The 24754-nt window shown below is 45.8% G+C and carries 19 protein-coding genes; 13 read left to right on the plus strand and 6 right to left on the minus strand.

Going from position 1 to position 24754, the window contains the following annotated elements:
* Positions 1-59 precede the first annotated feature (59 nt).
* On the minus strand, positions 60-1502 hold the full coding sequence (locus N4A56_RS09430) for a sodium:proton antiporter (RefSeq protein WP_295546934.1): 1443 nt from the start codon (positions 1500-1502) through the stop codon (positions 60-62).
* A 662-nt stretch (positions 1503-2164) separates the two neighbouring features.
* Between N4A56_RS09430 and N4A56_RS09435 the strand changes: the two genes are divergently transcribed.
* Positions 2165-2755 (plus strand): RNA methyltransferase, encoded by a 591-nt coding sequence (locus tag N4A56_RS09435; RefSeq protein WP_293668314.1) that lies wholly within the window; start codon positions 2165-2167, stop codon positions 2753-2755.
* 344 nt (positions 2756-3099) lie between these two features.
* Here the strand turns inward: N4A56_RS09435 and N4A56_RS09440 are convergent, their stop codons facing one another.
* The gene (locus N4A56_RS09440) at positions 3100-4335 is read right to left on the minus strand and encodes a glycosyltransferase family 2 protein (RefSeq protein WP_295546779.1); all 1236 of its coding nucleotides are present in this window, start codon (positions 4333-4335) and stop codon (positions 3100-3102) included.
* Between the two features lie 563 nt (positions 4336-4898).
* Here N4A56_RS09440 and N4A56_RS09445 point away from each other — a divergent pair.
* The 6 genes from N4A56_RS09445 (at position 4899) to N4A56_RS09470 (ending at position 11350) form a co-directional block, all read left to right on the plus strand.
* Positions 4899-6074: a class I SAM-dependent RNA methyltransferase gene (locus tag N4A56_RS09445; RefSeq protein WP_295546781.1), complete on the plus strand. Its 1176-nt coding sequence runs from the start codon at positions 4899-4901 to the stop codon at positions 6072-6074.
* An 85-nt stretch (positions 6075-6159) separates the two neighbouring features.
* Entirely contained in the window at positions 6160-6648 is a 489-nt protein-coding gene (gene gpt, locus N4A56_RS09450; protein WP_293668169.1) for a xanthine phosphoribosyltransferase, read from the plus strand.
* Positions 6649-6725: 77 nt separating this feature from the next.
* Positions 6726-7796 carry a BMP family ABC transporter substrate-binding protein gene (locus N4A56_RS09455; protein WP_293668168.1) on the plus strand — a complete coding sequence of 357 codons (1071 nt, stop codon included), beginning with the start codon at positions 6726-6728 and terminating at the stop codon, positions 7794-7796.
* Positions 7797-7826: 30 nt separating this feature from the next.
* Complete coding sequence (locus N4A56_RS09460) at positions 7827-8888, plus strand: ABC transporter permease (protein ID WP_295546783.1); 1062 nt, start codon at positions 7827-7829, stop codon at positions 8886-8888.
* Positions 8889-8890: 2 nt separating this feature from the next.
* A complete protein-coding gene (locus N4A56_RS09465) occupies positions 8891-9811 on the plus strand; it encodes an ABC transporter permease (RefSeq protein ID WP_293668165.1) in 921 nt (306 codons plus the stop codon).
* 3 nt (positions 9812-9814) lie between these two features.
* Positions 9815-11350 carry an ABC transporter ATP-binding protein gene (locus N4A56_RS09470; RefSeq protein WP_295546785.1) on the plus strand — a complete coding sequence of 512 codons (1536 nt, stop codon included), beginning with the start codon at positions 9815-9817 and terminating at the stop codon, positions 11348-11350.
* Between the two features lie 80 nt (positions 11351-11430).
* On the opposite strand, the gene N4A56_RS09475 is transcribed toward N4A56_RS09470, so the two are convergent.
* The 3 genes from N4A56_RS09475 to N4A56_RS09485 form a co-directional block, all read right to left on the minus strand.
* Entirely contained in the window at positions 11431-11835 is a 405-nt protein-coding gene (locus tag N4A56_RS09475) for a VOC family protein (protein ID WP_293669316.1), read from the minus strand.
* 537 nt (positions 11836-12372) lie between these two features.
* Entirely contained in the window at positions 12373-13716 is a 1344-nt protein-coding gene (locus N4A56_RS09480; protein ID WP_293669317.1) for a multiheme c-type cytochrome, read from the minus strand.
* A 42-nt stretch (positions 13717-13758) separates the two neighbouring features.
* The gene (locus N4A56_RS09485; protein WP_293669318.1) at positions 13759-14325 is read right to left on the minus strand and encodes a NapC/NirT family cytochrome c; all 567 of its coding nucleotides are present in this window, start codon (positions 14323-14325) and stop codon (positions 13759-13761) included.
* A gap of 287 nt (positions 14326-14612) precedes the next feature.
* Here N4A56_RS09485 and N4A56_RS09490 point away from each other — a divergent pair, with 287 nt between their 5' ends.
* From N4A56_RS09490 to N4A56_RS09515, 6 genes are all read left to right on the plus strand, one after another.
* A complete protein-coding gene (locus N4A56_RS09490) occupies positions 14613-17003 on the plus strand; it encodes a response regulator (protein ID WP_295546790.1) in 2391 nt (796 codons plus the stop codon).
* Positions 16996-18447 (plus strand): sigma-54 dependent transcriptional regulator, encoded by a 1452-nt coding sequence (locus N4A56_RS09495; RefSeq protein ID WP_295546793.1) that lies wholly within the window; start codon positions 16996-16998, stop codon positions 18445-18447. The genes N4A56_RS09490 and N4A56_RS09495 overlap by 8 nt, the downstream gene beginning before the upstream one ends.
* Positions 18448-18616: 169 nt before the next feature.
* The gene (locus tag N4A56_RS09500; RefSeq protein ID WP_295546796.1) at positions 18617-19219 is read left to right on the plus strand and encodes a cytochrome P460 family protein; all 603 of its coding nucleotides are present in this window, start codon (positions 18617-18619) and stop codon (positions 19217-19219) included.
* Positions 19220-19409: 190 nt separating this feature from the next.
* Entirely contained in the window at positions 19410-20744 is a 1335-nt protein-coding gene (locus N4A56_RS09505) for an ATP-binding protein (protein WP_295546798.1), read from the plus strand.
* On the plus strand, positions 20734-21387 hold the full coding sequence (locus tag N4A56_RS09510; protein WP_293669327.1) for a response regulator transcription factor: 654 nt from the start codon (positions 20734-20736) through the stop codon (positions 21385-21387). The genes N4A56_RS09505 and N4A56_RS09510 overlap by 11 nt, the downstream gene beginning before the upstream one ends.
* A 159-nt stretch (positions 21388-21546) precedes the next feature.
* A complete protein-coding gene (locus N4A56_RS09515; RefSeq protein WP_295546801.1) occupies positions 21547-23271 on the plus strand; it encodes an aldehyde ferredoxin oxidoreductase C-terminal domain-containing protein in 1725 nt (574 codons plus the stop codon).
* Between the two features lie 81 nt (positions 23272-23352).
* On the opposite strand, the gene N4A56_RS09520 is transcribed toward N4A56_RS09515, so the two are convergent.
* Entirely contained in the window at positions 23353-24753 is a 1401-nt protein-coding gene (locus N4A56_RS09520; RefSeq protein ID WP_295546803.1) for a glutamate decarboxylase, read from the minus strand.
* Between the last annotated feature and the right edge of the window lies 1 nt (position 24754).

Genomic DNA, 24754 nt, shown 5'->3' on the forward strand with positions numbered 1-24754 from the left:
AGCCAAAAAAAAACGCCCCTGCCAAACGACAGGGGCGTAGCAATCATTCAAACCTGAACTTAACCGATGAATACAAAGGTGATAAGAACGAAGGTAGGAATAAGGATACCGAAGGACCATGCCATGTAGCCGAAGAAGCTAGGCATTTTTACGCCCTGATCTTCTGCGATGGAACGAACCATGAAGTTAGGTGCGTTACCGATGTAGGTGTTAGCACCCATGAATACAGCACCAGCGGAGATAGCAAGCAGAGTGCTTGCCATGTCACCCATAAGATGAACAGCGTCACCACCAGCAGTGTTAAAGAACACAAGGTAGGTAGGAGCGTTATCAAGGAATGAGGAAAGAAGACCGGTGAGCCAGAAGTACATGGTGTTCACAGGTTCGCCGTTGCTTGTAACCATGTTGATTACAGAAGCAAGAGCACCGTGCTCGCCAGCTTTCAGGATAGCGATAGCTGGGATCATGGACATAAAGATACCGATGAACAGCTTGCCAACTTCAAGGATCGGGAACCAGTTGAAGTCGTTAAGACGACGGCATTCGTTGTCGGTAAGTTTAAGAGAAAGACCAGTGATGATAAGCAGAAGAACGTCACGAACAAGGTTCTGAAGTTCAACATGTACGTGATAGATGTTGAAGCTTACGTGCGGGTTCCACATACCGGACATAAGTACAGCACCGATAACACCGAGGAGCAACAAGAGGTTAACTTTACCATCAAGAGCAAGCTTCGCGTCTGAACCGCAGTCGTAGATCTGACGACCATTTTCAAAACGGCAGCTACGGGTAACAGCTTTTTCGTCATTATCGCAGCAATCGGACGGAGGTACTGGTTTGCCTTCTTTAGCAAAGAGCATTGTGTCGATACCGAAGTAGAGAGCAAGCAAAATTGCAGCAGCAAACAACATGAGAGGCAGCATGTGAGTGGTGGTCCAGAAGAAGGAAACACCTTTCAGGAAACCGAGGAAGAGTGGTGGGTCACCAAGTGGAGTAAGGGAACCACCGATGTTTGCTACAAGGAAAATGAAGAATACAACGGTGTGTACTTTAAATTTACGGTGTGCATTCGCGCGAAGAAGCGGACGAATGAGGAGCATTGCTGCGCCTGTAGTACCCATCCAGCTTGCGAGCATAGTACCGATAAGCAGGATGACAGTGTTTACAATTGGAGTACCGACAAGGTTACCTTTAAGGCGAACGCCACCTGCTACTGTAAACAGAGCAAGAAGAAGAACGATGAACGGAATGTACTCGAGAAGCAGTGCATGAAGTGCTTCGTACAGCGCAAGGGAGAAACCATATGCCATTGTAAACGGCACGAGGAAACAGAGTGCCCAGAAAACAGACACTTTACCAAAGTTGTTGTGCCAGAAATGTGGCGCAGCAATTGGACCAATTGCAATTGAAAGCAGCATACAAGCGAATGGAATTACCCAAATCGCAGAAAGCGTTGACCCATCGAGATGCGGCGCACCGTGAGATGCGGACGCAAATGCCATAGCAGGGAGCAACACACCTGCTAAAGCCAAGCTAAGGCTTGAAAAAAATTTAGATTTCAAAAAATTAAACACAGCGTAAGACTCCTTCATACAAGTTGCGTATCAAAAGATACAAAGCGGATATACCTATGGAATGCTCAATAAAACACGAACTATTGACATTTCATATTGCGTGTGGGTGCAATAAAATTCGGTATATTCACGGACTTCTTGGGTTAAGTAGAAGATAAGTGGCTCTTTTACTCGTACACAATGCACATTTCAATAGATTCACCGGAAAAAAATATGATTTGCAGCAAGTTAGTTGTTTTAGCTTTGAAAATCGTTTGGTTAGATAATCAAATTTTTTTGCCGATAATCAAATATATAACCGGTTTCACTATGTCCGTTCACTGCGTGACAAGAGTTGTAAAAGCCTGTACACCCAACTCGCGTAACTTTTCAAGAAAGAAATTGGTTTGATATCAAAATGGGTATCAGCATGCAGTGCTGTTGCAGCATAATATCTAAAGCGGTGTAGCTAATTTTGTACGTAATTTGTATGATTACGGCGCATTGTGTCAAAAAAAGTATGTTCTGTGGCAGCATGCCGATATTACAATAACAACACGCCTGTTGCAGGGGCAGCTCCCGGCATACGTACAGGTCATAATGGTATGCAGATGACAAAAGAAAGAACACCTGAAAGAACCGCTAAGCTCGAACGAGTATTAAAGCTTCGTCAAAAAGATTTGACTCTGGTTATGGCTAATGTGCATGACCCGCATAACGTATCCGCTATTTTGCGTAGCTGTGATGCCTTTGGTGTGCCGAAAGTACATCTTTATTATACTGATACTCCGTTTCCAAAACTTGGAAACAAATCTTCTGCATCTGCACGGAAATGGGTAGATACTGAGCGTCACGATAATACTGATGAGCTTATGAAGTCCCTTCGTGCACAAGGTATGAAAGTCCTTGCTACAAGTTGCTCTCCTAATGCTAAACCGCTTCGTGAGTACGATCTTTCAGAGCCAACCGCTGTCATTATGGGAAATGAACACCGTGGGACGGATCCGGAGCTTGTAGAAGTTGCGGACGGTGAGGTGTACATTCCAATGTTCGGTATGATTCAGAGCTTTAACGTGTCTGTTGCAGCTGCGGTGATTCTTTCTGAAGCATCACGTCAACGTCAGATTGCAGGTAAATACGATCAGCCAACCTATTCTGAAGAAGAGTATAAAGAAGTTCTTGAAGATTGGTTGGAACGCTAGTCTGATACCACATACTGTTTTTCATCGGACACGGGGAACATAGTTTTTTCCATCCTACAGGATGACAGATTATTAGCATCCACAGAATTTTTGCACGCTTACACTGCATAATTTAGATGCAATAAGGCTGCGGGGTTGTGAAATGAATGAGGGCTATCCTAGCAATAGGATAGCCCTTTTTTTGTACATTGTAGTGGAGCACAAGCCGTATAGTTGTCAGAAGAAACGTGCTGGCATCGCAGATAAAAGTCTTTGGAGAGTCCAGAGAAGCTTTCTACAGAAAGGAGCTCTGGTCGTCGAAGACAAAAAACTCAATAGCAAATTACTCGTATTGGATATCTCTGCTACAACAGCCCCAAATCTGTAAGCCAGCCTTCATAGAGAGCCTGAAGCTGAACTTCTTTTGCTTTTCGTGCCCAGTTTGCAAGTCCGGCAGCTTTTTTTGTTAGTGTTCCAATGTCTTCAAGCTGGTTGTCAATGTGCTCAAGTTTGTCATTTGCCATTTGGAGTAGACTGTCATTGTTCGCAGCTTCTGCAACAGCTGCCAGTTTGCGGTAGAGCGGCAGCATTGGGAAGAAAAATGTCTGTAGCAGTCTAATGCCACAGGCTTCTTCAAATCTTCCTGTCGATTCGAGGTATGCAGCAAGTTGAACATAGCCTGTCTGCCAAAGCGGTTCTTCAATAATGAGCGCAAGGCATGTTGAAGGGTCAGGCGACTCCATCATTTGCTCGTTTAACTCCTGCTCCCGTTCTGGGGTGAGCGTCATATAGCTTTCGAGCCAAGGAGAAACGGTGAACTGGTAGCCTTCATCTTGAGCAAACCGATGCTTGTCAGGTCCGAAGCATCCCTTGCAGCGGTCATTGAGTCGCATGGTATCAATGCTGAGATCATCCTCGATGACTGATGTTGTGTTGTCCGGTTCAAGCAGCGTTGCCTGAGGAACGATATCGATATTCTGGTCGTTGTTACGGATTGCGCAACATAGTTCGAGAACTTCCATTCCGGTTTTATATTTTGTGTCGAACTGCCCAGCGTCCTCAAATGTGCTACTACGCATACACATGCCGTTTACAGGCACAGCCTGAAACGAGCGCGGCTTTGTGACAGCAGGATGTGTTGCCGGGAAAGACGCAAAAAGTGGCTGCGCCCGTAAAGAAGGTGTAAATGTGGTTCCGCAGCTTTGAACACGCCCTGATTGTGGACAGATAAGCAGTGGTGCTGCAATGCCGGTGGCAGGGTTGCTCGAAAGATATGTCAGCAGCGACGTAATTGCATCTGTCGTGATCTGTGTTCCTGCTTCGAGGAAAAAGAGGTAATCACCCTTTGCTGCGGTTGCCGCATTGTTGAAAGCACGTGCCCTATCTGCTGGAGCGGTGATTTCGAGAACAGCAGGGCGCACAGGTAATAAGGGTGCGGCTTCGTTAATGAGTGTAGATACTGCTGGCACTATCTCGCTGCTTGCAGCAATGAGCACTTCGTACTCAATGTCGCTTGGTAGAGCAGTAAAAGAAGCAATAGATAATGCCGCAGCCTCAGTAGAGCTGGTGCATGAAACAAGAATGGAAAGTGTTGTTGTCATAGGATGTATCTTGCGGTTAGTGAATTCGATAAAATCGGGCGTTGCCATATATAATGATACGTATAAACAAGTAAACACAAACTGAGGGTCACGAAGAGATTACCTCTGTAACGGCTGAAGCGTATACCCGATTGCTGAAATATTGTGTTAGTAAACGTATCTCGCAAAACAGGCAACCGTTCTTGAGACAGGACATGCCAACAAGAGGAGTTATGCGAAGCAGGACAAGGGGCTGATACAGTTTTGTGGGAACTTGATACACGTTGAGACGTTAAAAGTGTCTCAGGAAGGGAGGGTTTGCATCTTAGAACGGAGTCATATATACCCTGTTCATCTTAAAAACTGATACTGACTTTTTAACGAAAAGTTACGGAAAATCAATGAGTAAGATCGACCTCGCAATACAAACACGACATTGGCGGAAGCCAATGCAGGTTTGGTGCGGGGTAAGTGAAAGGGTGCAGGGCATACGTCCTGTTTCGGATCTGGTACAGTTATGCGGATGGAACGTGTAATTTTGCCGGATTTTTTATTTGTAGCTGCACGAAGCGTGCAGGAGAATCATGAGTATTTTTAATCGCAAGTCAGAGGTGCTTATTACATGTCCCCGTGGGGCAGCACCTATCTTGGCTGAAGAAATCAAGCAACTCAATTTCCCGGTTAAACACGAGCTTACTGCTGCGGTGGAAACCTTCACAACAATAGCTGGCTGCATGCGGTTGAATTTGCATTTGCGTACAGCGCAGCGTGTTCAATTTCAACTGGCATCATTCAAAGCCTACACAGCCGACGATGTATACAAGTACATTCGTGAATACATCGACTGGGACGAAATTATTACCCCAGACGGCTACCTCTCTATCTCATCTTTTGTTCAAAACGATTCCATTCGTGATACTCGGTATGCCAACGTTCGAGTAAAAGACGCTATTTGTGACTTTATGCGCGATAAGCATGGTCGCAGACCGGATTCTGGTCCTGAGCAAACAGGTACTGTACTGTTTCTGCATTGGGTTCAGAACCGTTGTAAGCTCTATCTCGATACTTCCGGCGAACCGCTAAACCGTCGCGGATACCGTAAGCTTCCTTGGGCTGCGCCAATGTCTGAACCGCTTGGTGCGGCAGCGTTGCTGGCGAGTGGCTGGGATAGAAAAAGCAATGTTGTGAACCCAATGTGCGGTAGTGGTACTCTTGCTATCGAAGCTGCACTTCTGGGGCTGAACAGTGCACCGGGACTTATGCGCGATAACTACGGTTTTATGCATCTGCCTGATTTCGATCAGGGACGTTGGGATAGCCTTCTTGATGAAGCTGAAGCAAATGAGCTTGGCGGTCTTGATTTTAGAATCATAGCAACCGATCAGAGTAAAGAAGCTGTTGAAGCTGCCAAAAAGAACGCAATTGCAGCGGGGGTTGATCGCTACATTGAATTTGATGTGTGCGACTTCCGTAAGACTGAAATTCCAGACGGTGGTGGCATTGTAATCATGAACCCTGAGTACGGTGAACGTCTAGGCGACGTACGCTTCCTTGGCGATGTGTACAAAGGCATCGGTGACTTCTTTAAACAGAAGTGTCAGGGCTACGACGGGTTTATTTTTACAGGTAACATGGACTTGGCAAAACAGGTCGGCTTGCGAACATTTAAGCGCCTTACATTCTTTAGTGCTAAAATTGAATGTAAGCTGTTTGGATACAAGCTGTACTCTGGTTCTAAAAAAGCAAGTAAGCAGAACTAACGTAGCAGAACTTTCATTTTTAGACGATAACAGCTATTGATGTTACCGTAATACTTCCACTTTTAATACATATTGGACGAATACAGTGTCTGACTCCAAACGCTATTCAAAGGTTACTCCTGTATCTTGGGAGTTGTTGCAAAGAGATGCCAAGCAACTTGCTTGGGATTTACTTAATAAAGGTACCTGGAAAGGCATTTACGCCGTTACACGCGGTGGACTTGTTCCTGCTGCCATTCTCGCAAGAGAAATGGAAATTTACCAAATTGAAACCATCTGCCTGAACAGCTACAGCTGGAAGAATCAGGGCGAGATGAATATTTTGAAAGAAGCACACGGAGACGGCGAAGGCTGGTTGATAATTGATGATCTGGTGGATACCGGAGGAACAGCGCGTGTTGTACGAGAAATGTTGCCAAAGGCACATTTTGCAACGCTCTACGCTAAACCGGAAGGTAAGCCGCTGGTGGATACATTTATTCGTGAATACACTCAGGATACATGGATTTTATTCCCTTGGGATTCTGAAGTGCAGTTTACGGAGCCGCTGGCAAAGCGGGTTAGTGACAGCTAGTTAGTATATATGGGGAGTTGCAGGGAACTTCTGCGACTCCCGTTTATTTAGGCACTTATGTTTCATGGGAGGAAACAATGCGTAAAGTAGTGGGTATTGCAATTCTTGCAGCTATGGTTGCTGTAGCCGGTTTTGGCGCAACTGTAGCACAGGCTAAAGATTTGAAAGTCGGTTTTATTTATGTATCACCTGTTGGTGATGCTGGTTACTCCTACGCCCATGATATGGGGCGTCAGGCTGTTGAAAAAATGGAAGGCGTAGAAACTTCCTATGTTGAGTCTGTACCGGAAGGCGCAGACGCAACCCGTGTTATCAACAATATGGCGCGCAAAGGTTTTGATATAATCTTCGGCACCAGCTTTGGTTACATGGACCCAATGCTCAAAGTAGCAAAGAAATTTCCTAAAACAACCTTTATGCACTGCTCAGGGTATAAAACAGCACCGAATATGTCCGCATACTTCGGACGCATTTACCAGTCCCGTTACCTTGCAGGTCTCGTAGCTGGTTCTATGACCAAATCTAACATCATCGGTTATGCTGCTGCATTCCCGATTCCAGAAGTTAAGCGTGGCATTAACGCATTTACTCTTGGTGTACGTGCTGTAAATCCTAAAGCAAAAGTTCATGTTGTATGGACAAAAACTTGGTATGACCCTGCAACTGAAAAAGAAGCTGCAAAATCTCTTATCGATATCGGTTCTGATGTAATTGCACAGCATCAGGATTCTCCTGGTCCTCAGGAAGCAGCTGAAGAAGCAGGCATTTACTCTATCGGCTACAACTCTGATATGTCAGAATTTGCTCCTAAAGCACACCTTACTTCCGCAGTTTGGAACTGGGCAGCATTTTACCCGATGGTTGTTGAAAAAGTAAGAAAAGGCGAATGGAAAGCTGACCACTACTGGTGGGGACTTTCTGAAGGTGTAGTTGACCTTGCTCCTTACGGCGACATGGTACCGAAAGATGTGCGTACTATGGTTGATGCTCGTAAAGAAGAAATCAAAAATGGTACATTCAAGGTGTTCACAGGCCCTATCAAAGACCAGTCCGGTGCTGTTCGCATCAAAAAAGGCGAAGTTGCTTCTGATGACGTGCTTGCCGGTATGGATTGGTTTGTTGAAGGTGTAGAGGGCTCTAACCAGTAGCCGTTGGGCTAATCTGGAGTATCTTAGCTTATGCTAGGTTTTACGATTCAAAAACGTCAGGAGCCTCTTAAGTGGGGCTCCTTTTTTATCTTTCTGGTTGCGTTGGTCTTCTCCCTTGGCGTGAGCGGCTTACTTTTAGCTGTACAGGGAAAACCACCGTTCGAAGCAATGTACCTGTTATGGGACGGAGCTTTTGCACATGACTGGGCACTTGAGGATACCATTCTCAAAGCCATACCTATTTTTCTTTGCTCACTGGGCGTTGCTGTCTGCTTCCGTATGCAGATTTGGAACATCGGAGCAGAAGGGCAATATGCTCTTGGCGCAATGGGGGCTACATGGGTTGTGCTGAGTATGCCGGATGCACCTGTATGGGCGTTGATGCCGCTTATGTTTCTCGCTGCCGCCGCCTTTGGAGCACTTTGGGCTATCATTCCAGCATTGTTGCGCGAAAAGATGGGGCTGAATGAAATTATTTCTACGTTGATGCTCAACTATATCGGCATCTTGCTTTTACAGTATCTAGTGTACGGTGCGTGGAAAGACCCTGCAAGCTTCGGTTTCCCTATGACGATCATGTTTCCTGATACAGCGATTATCGGTGAGTTATTTGGTCGTATCCATTGGGGGATTCTTGTCTGTGCCGGAGCCGGTATTGCTCTGACAGTATTCTTAAAGCACACACGGCTTGGCTTTGAGATTATGGTCAGTGGTGAGAACCCGCGTGCTGCTCGCTATGCACGTATGCCATATAGTGCGCTTGTTGTGTTGGTTATGGGTATTTGCGGTGCGTTGGCTGGCTGGGCAGGACTTATTGAGACATCTGCAACGCTTAACCGTCTGCAACCGACTGTTGTCGTAGGCTACGGCTTTACCGCAATTGTTGTTGCGTGGCTTGCGCGATTGCGTATTACTTCAATTGCCGGTTACTCTATTTTGCTTGCAGGCTTACGAGTCGGTGTAGAAAACTTACAGTTGGAATTGCAGGTTCCGGCTTCGTTTACCGGCATCATGCAAGGACTTATTCTGTTGAGCGTGTTGGCTGGACAGTTCTTTAACTGGTACTCATTCCAGAGAAGCAAGCGAGGATAATCGTGGGCTTAGAACTTATTATTCCTATTCTGGCTGCGACTATTCAGTCCGGTACTCCGATTTTGTATGCAACACTTGGCGAGATGCTCACGGAGCGTTCCGGTGTATTGAACCTTGGTGTTGAAGGGATGATGATTTTCGGCGCTTTTTTTGCGTTTGTAATTTCATATTATACCGGAAATCCTTGGCTTGCATTTGCCTGTGCGGGTATTCTTGCTGGAATTTTGGGGCTTGCGCATGCTGTGGTCTGCCTTGTTTTTCAAGGGAATCAGGTTGTATCCGGACTCGCATTGACCATTCTTGGTGTCGGACTTGCTGACTTTCTCGGCACACCATACGTAGGCATGTCTGCTGCGGGATTTTCTCCGTTTTCGCTTCCCTTGCTGTCCTCCATTCCAGTGATTGGTGATATCTTTTTTAAGCACGATGCACTTGTGTATGTGTCTTTCTTTCTACCGTTTTTGTTCTGGTTCTTTATGAACAGAACACGCTGGGGGCTTGCCCTTGGTGCTGCTGGCGAAAATCCGGCTGCATGTTTTGCGGCAGGACTTAATCCCGTGAAGTTGCGGTGGGCTGGTATTTTCTTCGGTGGTGTATTGTGTGGACTTGGTGGCGCGTACCTTTCTCTCGCCTACACCCATCTCTGGACAAATAATATGACAGCGGGGCGTGGGTGGATTGCGGTAGCCTTGGTTATTTTCGCTTTCTGGCGTCCGGGACGCGCAATGTTCGGTGCGTACCTTTTTGGTGGTATTATGGCTTTTCAGCTTCGGTTACAGGCGGTTGGTGCAACATTGCCGTCATCGTTGCTGCTTATGCTTCCGTACGCTCTGACAATTGTTGTTCTTCTTTTTTCATCAGCGCGAGGCAAGGGGCGTCAGGCTCCTGCGGCTCTTGGCGTGAATATTGAGCCGGGGGAATAAGTCGTGGCAGAATATGTAAACAAGCGAACCAACCGTGGAGCGTTTGCCGGTCAATCTCCATTTGTACGCCTGCAAGGTATCAGCAAGCATTTTGGAAAGGTACGAGCAAACCACGAGATAACACTGGATATTCGTCCCGGTATGATTAAAGCCCTTCTCGGAGAAAACGGAGCGGGGAAATCTACCTTGATGTCTATCCTTTCAGGACGATTTCAGCAAACTTCCGGTGATATTCTTGTCGATGGGGCTTTGACACTTTTTTCTTCGCCGAAAGATGCAATCAAGGCGGGCATCGGCATGGTGTACCAGCATTTCATGCTTGTCGAATCCATGACCGTTGCACAAAATGTTTTACTAGGTCAGGAAAAAGCGTTTCTCATCAGCCCGAAAGAACAGGAAAGAGAAGTTGCAGAGCTGGCTGAACAGTACGGATTGCCAATTGATCCTTCTGCAACAGTTTCTACGCTTTCCATGGGGGAAAAGCAGCGCGTAGAAATCCTTAAGCTGTTGTATCGTGACAGCCGTGTACTTATTCTTGATGAACCAACAGCTGTATTGACGCCAACAGAAACAGAGCAACTGTTTGAAGCTATGTGGCGCATGGCAGACCAAGGTAAGTCACTCGTTTTTATTTCTCATAAGCTGAAAGAAGTTATGGCGGTTGCAGATGAGATTGCTATTCTTCGCAAAGGTGAAGTGGTAGACGAGTTTAAAGAAGCTGATGTGCCGAACGAAACCGTACTTGCTAACCGTATGGTAGGGCGTGATGTTGAGCTTTCACTTGATGCACAACCGGCAGAGCTTGGTGCAACCGTTCTGGATGTTCAAGGATTGGACGGGGACGGACTTGAAGATATCATGCTGTCTGTCAAAAAAGGCGAGATTGTCGCCATTGCCGGTGTAGCAGGCAATGGTCAGAAAGAACTTGTTGAAGTTATTTGTGGTCTTCGTAAGCCTGTGCGGGGCGACGTTGCAATTCTTGGCTTGGAGTGGCACGACTTTTACCCACGGCCCCCAAGAAAAGGGCGATCACTGGCGTATATTCCAGAAGATCGTCAGGGTCTTGCCACATGCAAGTTTGTTGATCTTGTCGATAACTTTTTGCTTACTACGCGTCACTCCTTTACCACAGGACCTTTTTTGAATCGTAGTAAGGCAATTGATACCACTGTTGAAATTGTAGAACAGTTCAACGTACAACCCGGACACATTGATGCTGACGCACGTTCTCTTTCTGGTGGTAACCTACAAAAGCTTGTAATCGGTCGTGAGTTTTATCGACAGCCGGATATTATTGTTGCCGAGAACCCGACACAGGGTTTGGATATTTCTGCTACAGAAGAAGTATGGCAGCGTTTGCTTGAAGTACGCAGCCGTGCAGGTATTTTACTCATTACCTCTGAACTTAATGAAGCGCTACAGTTGGCTGACCGTATTGCCGTTATGTATCGGGGGCGCATAATCGATCAGTTCCCGAAATCAGACACTAAAAAAGTGAATGCAATCGGTTTGATGATGGCGGGTGTTACGCCTGAGTAGACTGATGTGGATAAATAAAAATAGCGAAGCCCGTGCAATAAGAAGTTGCACGGGCTTTTATTATTATATGTAAAAGGAGGCTATGAAGGGTTAACCGGATGCAGCTCTTTAGCAAATTCAACCAGATGTCCTGTAGGGTCTTTGACCATAGCAGATTCAAAATTCCATGGTTTGACTTCTGGCTTTGTTACAGTGCTAGCGCCGTTTGCTAACGCTTTTTTATACGTTTCAGTTACATTATCCACCTCAAAGCCTATCTGCATTCCGAGTGCTGTGTTGTCTGGATGTGCTCTTTGATATCCCTGTGGAACAAGTTGAGTGGCAAGTTCATGCTGAGCAAAGGCAAGTACTGTCTCTCCGGTTTCCATTTCTGCGTACGTACCACTTTCATGCGTGAAGCGGAGCTTCAGACCGAGTACGTTTTGGTAGAACGCAATTGCTGCCGGAATGTCATCAACATATAGAGTAACGTAACCTAGCTTCATCGTGTGTTCCTCCAGAAAATACGAGTTAATGGTGATCTTGCTATGTGTACTTTTACCCTAATCCAGCAAGCAAGAAAAGAGGGATATGTGATTTTGATGATTCTTACTATCCAAAATGATAGTATATTTTCACAATATTCAGGCAGAACTATGAACACTGCTGATTGAAAGTAGATAGCATTTATACCCCAAAAAGCAGGCTCCCTTGTGGGTGGGAGCCTGCTTTTTATGATTCTTAGCTAATAGATTTCACTTGTGAAGGTAAACAGTGCTGTTGCATGTGCGGGTAAAGTTTGGCGTTACGATTGTTGCTGATGACAAGCGTGCTGGTGGCATTATTATTTGAGAATCATTAGCTAAGTTGAGAATGTGGTAACCGCGCCTAGGGTTGATGTAAGCTTTCTTGTGTGGCGTGGTTGCGACATTTGTAAATAGTTATATTGTTGTTCCTGTGCGGTATATTTGGGGTTGGCAATGTCGAGTGTGCTGCCTGCACAGTAGGGGACACCCGAAGGTGTCCCCTGTGATTGGATTCAATTAAAGAGGACCAGTACTCATTACAGGACTGAGTTCTTCAATTTTATTGTTTTTGATACGCCAGTTGTAGATGTCTTCCATATCTTTGTAGACCTGGAAAACTTGGAAGAAGCCATGCCAGTGTGAATAGTCAGGACCATTCATAGCTGAACCGTGGCGAGCACGACGACCACAATGGTGCCACAGGTAGTACATAAGTTCCTGATATGGATCTTTCCATTTATCTTCTTTGAGCAGACCCTTGGCAGCGAGTTCTTTCTTCATTTTTACAGCGCCGTCCCAGTACTTGTTGTACAGAGCAACACTGTTATCCAGCAGCTGACGCTGTGCGTCGATGTGGGATTCACCGTGACAGCTTTTACAAACCTGACGCATCTTCTTGTCGCCTTCAACGCCATCTCCGCGTTCACCAGTACGGATTTCGGAACGTTTGTGTACAAGGTTCCATTTGAGACGGGATGTTACGTTGTGCGTAGACTCAAGTGTGCCGATGCCGCTCATATGGCAGACCGCACAGGTAGGTGCAGTGTAGTCACCCGGCTGCCATGCGCCGGAAGCTGCTTCCCAGTTCCATTCATCACCGTGGGCGTTGAAAATCTGACCGTGTTTGGATTCTTCGTAGATTTCAATATGCGGATGATCTGGACCAAGGTGACATGAGGCACACGCTTCAGGTTTGCGCGCTTCTGCAACGGAGAACTGGTGACGTGTATGACATACTGTGCAGTTGCCGATGCCGCCATCTGGGTAACGTGTTCCGACACCGCCCGGCCAAGTCATTTTAACCGGCTTGTTATCTGGGCCAAGCTCGACTTCTGTGCCGTGACAAGCCTGACAACCGCCAGCACCTGAGGCACGATTGACCATGGAGCCTTCTTTTTCGCCAAGGAAGTCAGCGCCTTCTGTTGCGATAAGTTTTTTGAATTTTTCGGACTCGATTAACGGCTTACCTGCAAGGTTAGCATGAGCAGATTTTGAAAATTCTTCTGCTTCGTACGGGTGACAGCGTGCACAGGTTTTAGCGGAAACCATAGGGGAGATGTAGATATCTGTACCTTTCAGGCCTTCACACTGGCTCGCCATAGGGGAGTCTTTTTCAACAGCATGACAGTCGTAACAGGATATGCCAGCGTTGCCCATGCGACCATTTTTCCAGCTAGCAATAATGCCCGGTGTCTTAACTGAGTGACACTCAATACAAGACGCTGCTTCTTTACTGTAGCCGCGTTTGATTACAAGTTTTTTTTCGCCAACTACGCCTGCATTTGCAGCAAGTGCAGTCATAAGAACTCCACCAGCTATAAAGATGCTTAACAGCGTAATTTTATGCAGAAATTTCCTCACACGTTCCTCCTTCAAAAATAGAAAAATCAATCCAATGCGTAGCTACTTTTTCGTTGCAAAGTACTCTTTAGTGTGAATTCGCATGTTCTTATGTCCGACATGCTCGTGGCAGCTTGCACACTTTTTGCCAGTATCGCCTCGTAGGTAGTCCCTGTGGGCAATAAGCCCGCCTTTAGAGATTTCTTTTGGCAACAGGTTTACGTGGCACTTACGGCACGCATTGTCATACGTGAATTTTGTACGGTTACGATCGGCAGCAGCTGCCCAATCATATGTGTACGGATCAATAAGCATGTTGTTGACTACGTCAGATACGCCAGTGACTGCTTTTGCTGTGAGATATTCCACAAAGGAACCGTGCGGTAGATGACAATCGACGCATTGCGCCTGAAAGCCTTTGGAATTCATTCCGCCGTGTTTTGACTCCTTCCACGATGTTTGGAACGGCTTCATAACGTGGCAGCTCACACAGAATGTATCTGTATTGGTTGCTTCAACCATGTAGCCAGATGCAAGTACACTGACGACTGTCAGTGCAACGCCCATAATGGCTCCACTGAGCCAGATAGAGCGTTTTGATTTTTTTCTCACATCTGCCTTCTCAGGCATCAAATCACCCCCTTAACAGTTAGTAGAGAGGGGTTCTCCGAAGAGAATTTGAGCGTGCAACGCACGCTACCCTCAGGTTTCTGAGTCATGTTGTTGAGCAGGTAATTCCAAAAAATGTGCCATCAAAGTGAAAGAAACGTGGAATATAAAATTGTTTGATAATTCGTATTGTTATGATTTTATCAATAAATGAAACATGTTGAACGTGTTGAATTTGTCAGAAATATCTGACAATAATTCAGAAAATTCTGAATCGGCTGTCATATTTTTCTGAAGCAGGTGGTGCGGTGAAAACGAAAATTTTATTCTTTCCCGGTGTGGTGTTGCTGCTCTGGACAGGGCTGATAATTGCGTTGTTCAGCTGGTTTGTAATGGGCGAGCAGCAGCATATCGAACAGATCGCTTTGCGGCAGGCAAAGGCTTTTTTTAGTCAGGTTGTCACTGCACGAGAGTGGAATGCCATGCATGGCGGTGTGTATGTGGAAGTAACTGATACAGTGAAGCCTAATCCCTATTTGCAGGGGGAAGACAGAGATATTCTTACTGTAGACGGCAAGATGTTTACAAAGATTAATCCTGCTTACATGACCCGCCAGCTTTCAGAGATTTTATCCATTAGTTCTGGAGTGTCGTTTCATATCACCAGCCTTACCCCCAAGCGTGCAGCAAACGCTGCTGACGCGTGGGAAACGGCAGCACTTCGTAGTTTCGAAAAGGGAGCTGCTGAACAGTTTGAACTTCTTGATCGTGGTTCTGAGCATGCCACGTATCGGTATATGGCTCCCCTGTATGCTACATCTTCATGTATGCAATGCCATGGCGAAGCGGAACAGCTTCCTGAAAATACGATTCGAGGTGGCATAAGTGTGTCAATTGCTGCGAATCCATTATGGGCTCTGGCAGATGCCAATCTAGACCGTATGGGGCTGGTATTTCTTGTGGTCGGGATTACGGGGTTTGTAGGGTTTGGATATAGCGCAGTGCAGATTATTCGAAAACGCGATGAAGCTGAGACGGCTAGTCGAATTAAGTCAATGTTTCTTGCAAATATGAGTCACGACATGCGGACGCCACTTACCGGTATTATTGGCATGTCGGAACTTTTGCGCATTAAGCCGGAGCCGCACGAACAGGAAGAATATGCATCGCTGTTGCAGCTGTCTGCCAGCAACCTGCTTGAAATTGTGAATGATATAACTGACTTTTCGCGTATTGAATCGGGAAGGATGGAGTTGAAGGAACGTCCTTTTGTGTTGAGCAGGCTTGTGCAGCAGAGTCTGGATATGGTGCGCTTTGCATGTTCCCGTAAGGATCTGACATTGGAAAGCATTATAGGGGATGACGTTCCAGATCAACTGATTGGTGATGAGTTTCGCATACGCCAGATGCTTGGAAATTTGCTGGGCAACAGTGTGAAATTTACAAAGAGTGGTTCCGTTGTTTTGGAGATTCGGAGCAAAGGAATCCAAGACGGAGTTTGCATGCTCCGCTTTTCGGTACGCGATACGGGTATTGGAATTAAGCAATCCCATCTTGATAGTATTTTCGATAGCTTTTCTCAGGGGGAAGCCGCACTTGAAGACGGGCGAATGGGAACTGGACTGGGGCTTTCGATTACCCGCCAGCTTACATCAATGATGAACGGGCGCATATGGGTGAAAAGTAAACTTGGAGCCGGTTCGAACTTTACTTTTGAAATCCCACTTGCTTTGCCGGATGAAAAAGAGCGCATTGCAGACAATGGCATCACCTGTGTGAGTGTTTTTGGCGAATCGACCTTGCCTGCTGGATTTACCATCCTTGCTGTAGACGATAATCCTTTGAATAGAGTGTATATTCAAAAAATTCTGGAAGCACACGGGCATACTGTATTGCTTGCAGAAGATGGTGAAAAGGCTCTATCTCTTTTGCAAAGCAGATGCGTGGACATAATCTTTATGGATGTGCAAATGCCTGTAATGAATGGCATTGAAGCAACGGTGCAAATACGAACTAGAAGTGATCTTGCCGTTGCGGCGGATGTTCCCATTGTGGCGGTAACAGCATTTACCGTGGAAGGAGACAGGGAGCGTTTTTTACGGGCAGGTATGAATTATTATGTAAGCAAGCCGTTGCAGGCACAAAGCTTATTGAATGTGCTGGATGAAGTGTTTCGAGCATCATTACCCCTTGGTGGAAGCGATGTTGCAGTGTCACGGAAAGTGCATGAGGCGCAGGACAGGGCGGCGAGTGGGGAATTTGAACATCGGGAGGAAGCTTTGGTTCTTCTGGATAAAGAAAAAGCCATGGAGGCGATGGCGGGTAATGCAAGGTTGTTCACCATACTTTGCACGAGCTTTTTACAGGAGTCAGTAGATAAAGAAGAGAGCCTAACACAGGCAGTAAGTTCCCACGATTGGAAAGCTGTTATGGTGGCTGCTCATGCTGTAAAGAACTCTGCCGGATTACTGTGCGCCAAGGCGTTACAAGAGGTTGCTGAACAGATCGAAACAGATTGCCGCATGATAGTAGAAGCACACGGTGGCTCTACTGACTCTATAGAGCCTGTATCGCAAGCGTACTCTGTGGAGAAGAAGCAGAGTGACGCTATTACGATTGCTGTTGCCAATTTTACGGTGATTATGGCTGAAACCCGTGATGCTATTGCGGATGCAATACAGGAGAGTGAGCGTGGCTAAAATTCTTGTTGTTGATGATGAATTGTTGATTCGCACGATGCTGTCTGAAGTCATAAGCTCGTTAGGGCATGAGGTTGTCGTAAAAGAAAATCTTACACAGGGATTGGCAGCAGCAAAGCAGACCTGTTTTGATGTTATTTACCTTGATGTTCTTTTACCAGATGGCAATGGGCTGGAGTCCATTAATGATATCCGTCTTGTTTCTTCCAGTCCGGAATTGATTATCATGACAGGGCATGCCACGCCGGATGATGCAGAGGTGGCTGTACGGCATGGTGTATGGGAGTATCTACGCAAGCCCTTCACTGTTGAGCACATTGTCCGGTCACTTACCCGTGTTGTTGCTTTTCGAGAACAAAAGCGCCAACAGATGAAGTCATCGCTAAAGCGTGATGCTATTGTGGGGAATAGTCCGGCGTTAATGCAAGCTCTTGATCTTGTGGCACAGGCTGCATCCACTTCTGTAAATACGTTGGTTCAGGGAAAGACAGGCACAGGAAAAGAACTTTTCAGCCGCGCTATTCATGATAATAGCTGTCGGTCAGATAAGCCTTTTGTTGCGCTGGATTGTGCTTCATTTACAGAAAATTTGTTGGAGAGCCATCTGTTCGGGCATAAAAAAGGCGCTTTCACCGGCGCTACGGCAGATCGGGAAGGCGTATTACAGGCTGCGGATGGCGGTACTCTGTTTCTTGATGAAATAGGTGAATTGCCCATGCAGCAGCAGAGTGCTTTTTTGCGGGTGCTCGAAACAAAGCGGTTTCGTCCGGTAGGTTCTACCAAAGAGATAACAAGTGATTTTAGGTTAGTTGCCGCAACGAATAAAGATTTGTGGGAAATGGTTCGCTTGGGGTTGTTTCGTGAGGATTTGCTTTACCGCCTGCGGGGGCTGTCGATTACATTACCACCATTGCGGGAGAGAAAAGAAGATTTACCAGAACTGGTCGAGTGGTGGTTTTCTGCACGCGGGAATGGACAGGGATTTGGAAATAAGGTTGTGTCAGACGATTTTATGGAAACAATCATGACATACAACTGGCCGGGGAATGTTCGTGAATTTATCCATAGTATGGACAGGGCTTGCACAGCCGCAGGGCAAGAGGAGGTACTGTACAGTACACATTTACCAATGGAGTTACGAGTACGTGTTGCCCGTGCGGAAACCGATAAACAGCTTGGCAAAAGCGTTAGCGTGCCGGATGTAGAACAAGTATCCGTAACGCAAGGAAACAAACATGTTGCGGCGATACCTGCGGACTTTAATCAAGCTGGTTCTGATTTTGTCCCCCAACCATTAAAAGAGTACAGGTTGGCTAAAGAGAAAGAGTATATCGAGGGTTTGCTCAGCTATACTAACGGTGACATTAAGCAGGCACACAGACTTGCTGGAGTTTCTCGCGGACACTTATATGAGCTTATGAAAAAGCATAATTGTTCCAAATAATTGTACAAGCATATTCAGTTAGTAAGCACACCGTTGCGTGCGCGGTCTTTTGATAAATAAATCAAAAGAATAGCGTCTATACTTTCCTAAATACTTGAATGACAGTGGGTTAGGGTAAGATACTCTAGGTACATAACTGTAATGACAGGTTGTAACCAAGGAGTAGCCCGTGGGGAAATCCATACGGAATATCCGAATAGTATTATTGCTTGTGTGTGGAGCAGCTCTTTTGGCTTGTCCTGCGTTGGCTGTGTATGACGAAAAGGAAGGAACTTCAACGCAGGAAGAGTGGGAAAAAGCATTCAAAGAGTGGGACAGCGCACGGCAGGTTTGGCATGAACCGAAGGAAGCTCCTAATAAAATGCCGTTTCCAGATAGTTACCGTGATTGGAATGTGTTAAGCGTTTCCTACCGTGAAGACAAGGAGTCTTTACGAGTGATAATGGGTAATGACGTGGCAATGCTTGCAGCGCGGAATAAATATTTTCCACCATGGCCTGAGGGGACAATTTTAGTAAAAGTGCTTTGGCGGCAACGCAGGCTACCCACATGGCCGGAGGCGTTGGTTCCGGCAGAGCTTATTGCAATCGCTATGATGTATAAACAGAGAGAGCAATATGCCGATACGCTGGGCTGGGGATTTTCCGTGTGGAATAGATTGAAGCGTACATTACCTGAAGATTTTGACGCAACTGTGGAAGAGTGTGTTGAATGTCATGCTCCGTTGAAAAAAAGTGATTATGTGTTCACCATGCCCGCTATCTTGCCGTAACGGGAGTAGGTTATGTACGCAGAAGCGACAGGCGTAGCACTGTTGCATAGCACAATTGAATAATAAAAAGAGCAGGTGAGTATCTGCTCTTTTTTTTGTCAGGCTTTCGCGGTATGAATTAATGGCAGTATGTTCAGCTTTGCCGTGCAATATATGGCAGCGCTGCGTATTTGCTATAGGGAGCGTATATATGCGTTTTAACGCTAAAGACAGTGTTGTTATTGAAAATATTTGTATAGCTGGTGCGCTGTTCTGCCTTGTGTTGGGTGGAACTCTCTACTTGCTTGATGCTGTGGTCGCTAGTGGCTGGGCACTTGCAATGTTGTGTATGTTTCCGGCAGGTCTTTTAGGAGTTGTTTTTGCGTTGCATAGAAAGCTGCGAAGCGATGCTCTTGAACAATGCAATCGTGTTCTGTGTGAGCTTGCAGAAACAAAATTAACGGTGCATACACTGCGACGCAACAAGGCGTTAATGCAATCAGTTTTTAATGCTTCAAATAATATATATTATGTGTTTGATACGCTTTTTGTATGCCAGAACGTAATAACTTCCAGAGAAGATTTGTTAGAATTTTGTCATGCAACAGATCCTTCCGGACAACGATTAGAAGAGCTTTTTGCCAAGAACTTCTCAGGAAGAATTAGAGGTGCGTTGCTGGATAGTTTAAAGAGAAACCGACAGCAAAGTATAGAGTACAGCATTGAAAACAACGGCAAAGAGCGTTGGCTGGAAGGGCGGGCTTTAGCATTGCCGCAAAGTGGGTGCGGTGCACGTCTTGTTGTGTGGATCGCACGGGATATTACAGAAGAAAAATGTAATCGTGAAGCAGTGCGGGTGCTTTCGACTCGGCTGGCATTATCCGAAGAGCAGCAGCGTCGTAGAATTGCCGTGGAGTTGCATGACAGTTTGGGGCAGATTCTGGCAATCGTGAAAATGCGCCTCAATCTTTTGGGAAGATATTTAAAAGATGGCGATGAGCGGAAGTTGCATGATGCTGTGATGGAGCAGCTTGGTAGTGGCATTGAATTGACTCGAACCCTTGTATGGGAACTGAGCCCACCAACATTGTACGCGCTGGGGCTTGTTTCTGCTGTTGAGTGGCTTGGTGAAAAATACGCCAAGGAGCATGACATTGCATTTTCTGTGGAAGATAAGATGCAATGTTGCATTTGGGGAAGCGATTTTAAAATTATGATGTTCCGTATCGTTCGGGAACTCATGGCAAATGTGGTGAAACATGCAAACGCAACATCCTGTGTTATTACGTTTACAAGCGATTCGGAAGGCGTAAGCATAACGGTTAATGACAACGGTAAAGGCTTCCCTGAAGGAACAGTGCAGAAAGGGCTGCAAAAAGGGTTTGGGTTGTTGACTATCCAAGAGTCTGTGTATCACCTTGGTGGGGATGTGCAATATACGTCAAACGGGGTTGGCGGTAGTGTGCGCATTGATTTTCCTTTCAAACAAATAGCGCCGGTTTCAGAATTTCAAACAGGCGCTGCTACGGGAACGTATGATGGATAAAACAATTCGCGTTGTCATTGCTGACGACCATAAAGTCTTTTTAGAAGGGCTTTGTTCGTTGGTAAAAGATGAAAGCGACATTGAAATTGTGGGTAAAGCGGCAAGCGGGGTAGAGCTTTTAGAGCTTGTAGATACACTGCGTCCAGATGTGGTTATCTCAGATATAAGTATGCCGGATATGAACGGAATTGTTGCCGCGCAAAAAATAACTCAGGATTTTCCTGATACGCGCATTATCGCGCTTTCTATGCATAAAGATAGGCAGTTTGTGCGGGAAATTCTTAAAACAAACGCCTACGGATTCTTGCTGAAAGATTGTTGTTTCGATGAGTTAGCGAATGCTGTACGTGCTGCGATGGCTGGAGAAATCTGTTTGAGTGAGCCTCTTAGGGATTCTGTAGTGATGGACTATATCGGTACGCTACGTAATCCAAAGGATGAAGAGGTTGCTTTATCTGTACGTGAGAGTGAAGTGCTTAAATTAATTGCCGAAGGTAATAGTACTAAAGAGGTTGCAGAGCAGTTGTGCATCAGTGCTAAAACTGTTGAAACGCATCGCAGGCAGATTATGCAAAAAACAAAGTACTCTAATATTGCAGAGCTTACAAAGTACGCAATTCGCTGTGGATTAACTACTGTTTAAACGCTCAAACAATATATTGGAAAATCAGAGGGATAAGGATAATCCTTAGAGGTATTCTACCTTTTCCCGATTGAGAGCTGTGTTGGTTCAATTTATATATAAATTCCTTAATGGCATTAATCCTCCGGTGGAAGCCGAAGCAATATAAGGAGTTTCATAATGAGAATTCTCAGAATTAACACTCGTACTCAAGAGTACGCATTTGAAGAACTTGGTGAATACGTAGGGCTTGGTGGGCGCGCGTTTACATCTCGTGTAATTAACAAAGAAGTTCCAGCAGATTGCCATGCGCTTTCCGCAGAAAACAAGCTCGTTTTTGCTTCCGGTGTGCTTGCGTGCACAAATGCTGCTAACTCTGGTCGTCTTTCTGTTGGTGCAAAATCACCACTCACTGGCGGCATCAAAGAAAGTAACTCTGGCGGTCAGTTTGCAAATCAAATGGGTAAAATGGATCTTCAGGCAATTATCTTTGAAGATAAGCCGGAAGATGACACAGAGTTCGTAAATATTTTTATTTCTAAAGATGAAGTAACATTTTCTTCCGCAGCAGACCTTGTTGGTATGAAAAACTACCCTGCACAGGAAAAGTTGCAAGAAAAGTTCGGCGAAAAAGCTGTTACTTGTCTTTGTGGTCCTGCTGGTGAGCACTGCATGCAGGCTGCAACCATTCAATTCTCAGACCCTGAAGGGCTTCCGACTCGTTCAGCTGGTCGTGGTGGTATGGGCGCTGTTCTTGGTTCTAAAAAAATTAAATCCGTTATTCTCGACCCAGCTGTAAAAGGCAAAGTGGTTATGGGTGATGTAGAAGGGTTTAAAGCAGCGCGTAAAGAATGGACAGACATTCTTCGTAGCCATCCTGTAACCAGCGAAGGGCTTCCTGCATTCGGTACTGCTATTCTCGTTAACATTGTAAACGAAGCAGGCGCATTGCCGACTAAAAACTTCCGTGATGGTCGTTTTGAAAATGCAGAGAAAATTTCCGGTGAAACACTTGCTGATACTATCACTAAAAGAGATGGTAAAGTGTCTCATGGGTGTCATACTGGTTGTATTATCCAGTGCTCACAGGTGTACAACGATAAAAACGGCAAAATGCTTACCACAGGTTTTGAATACGAAACCATCTGGGGCTTCGGTGCACACCTGCTTATTGACGACCTTGATCTTATTGCAACAATGGACCGTACTTGTGATGAAATTGGTATGGATACCATTGAAATGGCAAGCTCTCTTGCAATGGCAATGGAAGGTGGTCTTATTGCATGGGGTGATGGTCCGGCAGCTCTGGAATACCTCCAGAAAGTTGGTACAGGTGACCCTGTAGGTCGTATCCTCGGCAACGGTGCAGGCTTTACAGCAGCAGCGTTCGGTGTTGACCGTATCCCTACTGTTAAAAACCAGTCCATGCCAGCATATGACCCGCGTGCGGTAAAAGGTGTTGGTGTTACATATGCGACTACTCCAATGGGCGCCGACCATACAGCTGGCTACGGTGTTTGCCAGAACGTGCTTAAATGCGGCGGTGATGTTGATGGTCATGCTAAAGACGGTAACATCGAAGTTTCCAAGAACCTTCAGATTGCAACCGCAGCTGTTGACTCACTCGGTCTTTGTCTCTTCGTTGCGTTTGCTGTTCTTGATGACGAGCGCGGTGTTCCGTGCATGGCTAAACTCGTTTCTGGTTTGCTCGGAGAAGAATACAGCGTGGATGATGTGGTAAATCTTGGTGTTGGTGCACTGCAAGATGAGCTTGACTTTAACCGTCGTGCTGGCTTTACCGATAAAGACGATCAGCTTCCCCGTTGGTTTACAGAAGAAGCTCTTCCACCTCATAACGTAAAATGGGACTTCACAACTGAAGAACTTCAAGATGCAAAAGTCTAATACCTGCATTACGCAATCATAGAGAATAAAAAACGCCGGAGGAAAAATCCTTCGGCGTTTTCGTTTTTATGAATATGTCTATTAAGAGTGGTTGAATGACATTCGTTTTTTATCTTCGCCGCATGGAGGCGTTTCGGTCAGCTCTTCAATAATCTCTGTAAAATCTTTGAGGAGCAGGTGGAGCATATCAACACTGGTGCCGTGTCGAACAACAATTCGTTGAACCACTGTTTCTTCGCAGTCTGGTGGGAGTGTGTAGGTTGGAACAAGCCATCCGCGTTGCCGTAATTCATCTGAAAGTTGATAGAGACTAAATGACGGCTTTGCATCGTCTTTAAATTTCCAGCAAATAAGCGGTAAGCCCTTTGAGCTGTTGCTGATAAGTTCAAACAAACCGAATTGCTCAAGCCCAGCTTCAAAGTATTCCGCAGCAGCAAAACACGACTCTTGTACTTTAATGTATCCTTCGTAGCCGAGTCTAAGTAGATTGTAATATTGCGCGATGACTTCACCACCAGGGCGGGAAAAGTTGAGTGCAAACGTCGGCATCTGTCCGCCAAGGTAGTTAACACGGAAAATAAGATCTTCGGGCAGGTCTTTTTCGGTTGCCCATATGACCCATCCGCACCCCAGCGGCGCAAGACCGAACTTATGACCGGATGCATTTATCGATTTAACCCGCGGTAGTCTGAAATCCCATTTAATTTCTGGATGCATGAACGGTGCTACAAAACCGCCGCTTGCTGCATCTATATGCATAGGGATGTCGAGTCCGGTTTGTTGCTGTAGTTTATCAAGTGCTGCATGCACGTCTTCGACAGGTTCGTAATGTCCAGTAAATGTCGTTCCCATTGTTTGCACAACGCCAATGGTATTTTCATCACAATGCGCAATAACATCTGCCGGAGAAGACATATAGCTGCCTTTTCGCATAGGCAGTTCCCGTAATTCAATATCCCAGTATCGGGCAAATTTATGCCAGCAAACTTGAACTGGACCGCATACAAGATTTGGCTTGTCACATGGTTTGCCTGCTGCTTTTTGACGTGCTCTCCAGTTCCACTTTAGCGCCATTCCACCAAGCATGGCGGCTTCACTTGAACCAGTTGTGGAACAACCGATAGCAGGGCTACAATTTTCATTAGAGGAATCTATGCATTCTTTGGCGTTCCAAAGATTCGAAAGCATGGAAACACAGCGTGATTCAATTTCGGCTGTCTGCGGGTACTCATCCTTGTCGATCATGTTTTTGTCCATGCATTCATTCATAAGGTCTTGAACTTCGCGTTCAAGCCATGTCGAACAGAATGTCGCCATATTTTGACGTGAATTTCCGTCTAGAAGCAGTTCGTCGTGAATCATCTGGTACACAGCTTCTGGGTTGCGTTCTTTACGCGAGATACGGTGTACGTTTAAGGGCTTTGCCATAGATTCGACAGTAAAAAGATCGTCACGGATAGCTGTATGATTATGAAGGGGCATA

The organism is Halodesulfovibrio sp., assembly GCF_025210605.1.
Classification (GTDB): Bacteria; Desulfobacterota; Desulfovibrionia; order Desulfovibrionales; family Desulfovibrionaceae; genus Halodesulfovibrio.

Bases quoted from the DNA above. Each gene is read 5' to 3' on its own strand.
- N4A56_RS09430 (WP_295546934.1), bottom strand. From the start codon at position 1,502: ATGGCATTTGCGTCCGCATCTCACGGTGCGCCGCATCTCGATGGGTCA.
- N4A56_RS09510 (WP_293669327.1), top strand. From the start codon at position 20,734: ATGATGGATAAAACAATTCGCGTTGTCATTGCTGACGACCATAAAGTC.
- N4A56_RS09475 (WP_293669316.1), bottom strand. From the start codon at position 11,835: ATGAAGCTAGGTTACGTTACTCTATATGTTGATGACATTCCGGCAGCA.
- N4A56_RS09520 (WP_295546803.1), bottom strand. From the start codon at position 24,753: ATGCCCCTTCATAATCATACAGCTATCCGTGACGATCTTTTTACTGTC.
- N4A56_RS09505 (WP_295546798.1), top strand. From the start codon at position 19,410: ATGCGTTTTAACGCTAAAGACAGTGTTGTTATTGAAAATATTTGTATA.
- N4A56_RS09515 (WP_295546801.1), top strand. From the start codon at position 21,547: ATGAGAATTCTCAGAATTAACACTCGTACTCAAGAGTACGCATTTGAA.
- N4A56_RS09455 (WP_293668168.1), top strand. From the start codon at position 6,726: ATGCGTAAAGTAGTGGGTATTGCAATTCTTGCAGCTATGGTTGCTGTA.
- N4A56_RS09485 (WP_293669318.1), bottom strand. From the start codon at position 14,325: ATGCCTGAGAAGGCAGATGTGAGAAAAAAATCAAAACGCTCTATCTGG.
- N4A56_RS09435 (WP_293668314.1), top strand. From the start codon at position 2,165: ATGACAAAAGAAAGAACACCTGAAAGAACCGCTAAGCTCGAACGAGTA.
- N4A56_RS09440 (WP_295546779.1), bottom strand. From the start codon at position 4,335: ATGACAACAACACTTTCCATTCTTGTTTCATGCACCAGCTCTACTGAG.
- N4A56_RS09445 (WP_295546781.1), top strand. From the start codon at position 4,899: ATGAGTATTTTTAATCGCAAGTCAGAGGTGCTTATTACATGTCCCCGT.
- N4A56_RS09460 (WP_295546783.1), top strand. From the start codon at position 7,827: ATGCTAGGTTTTACGATTCAAAAACGTCAGGAGCCTCTTAAGTGGGGC.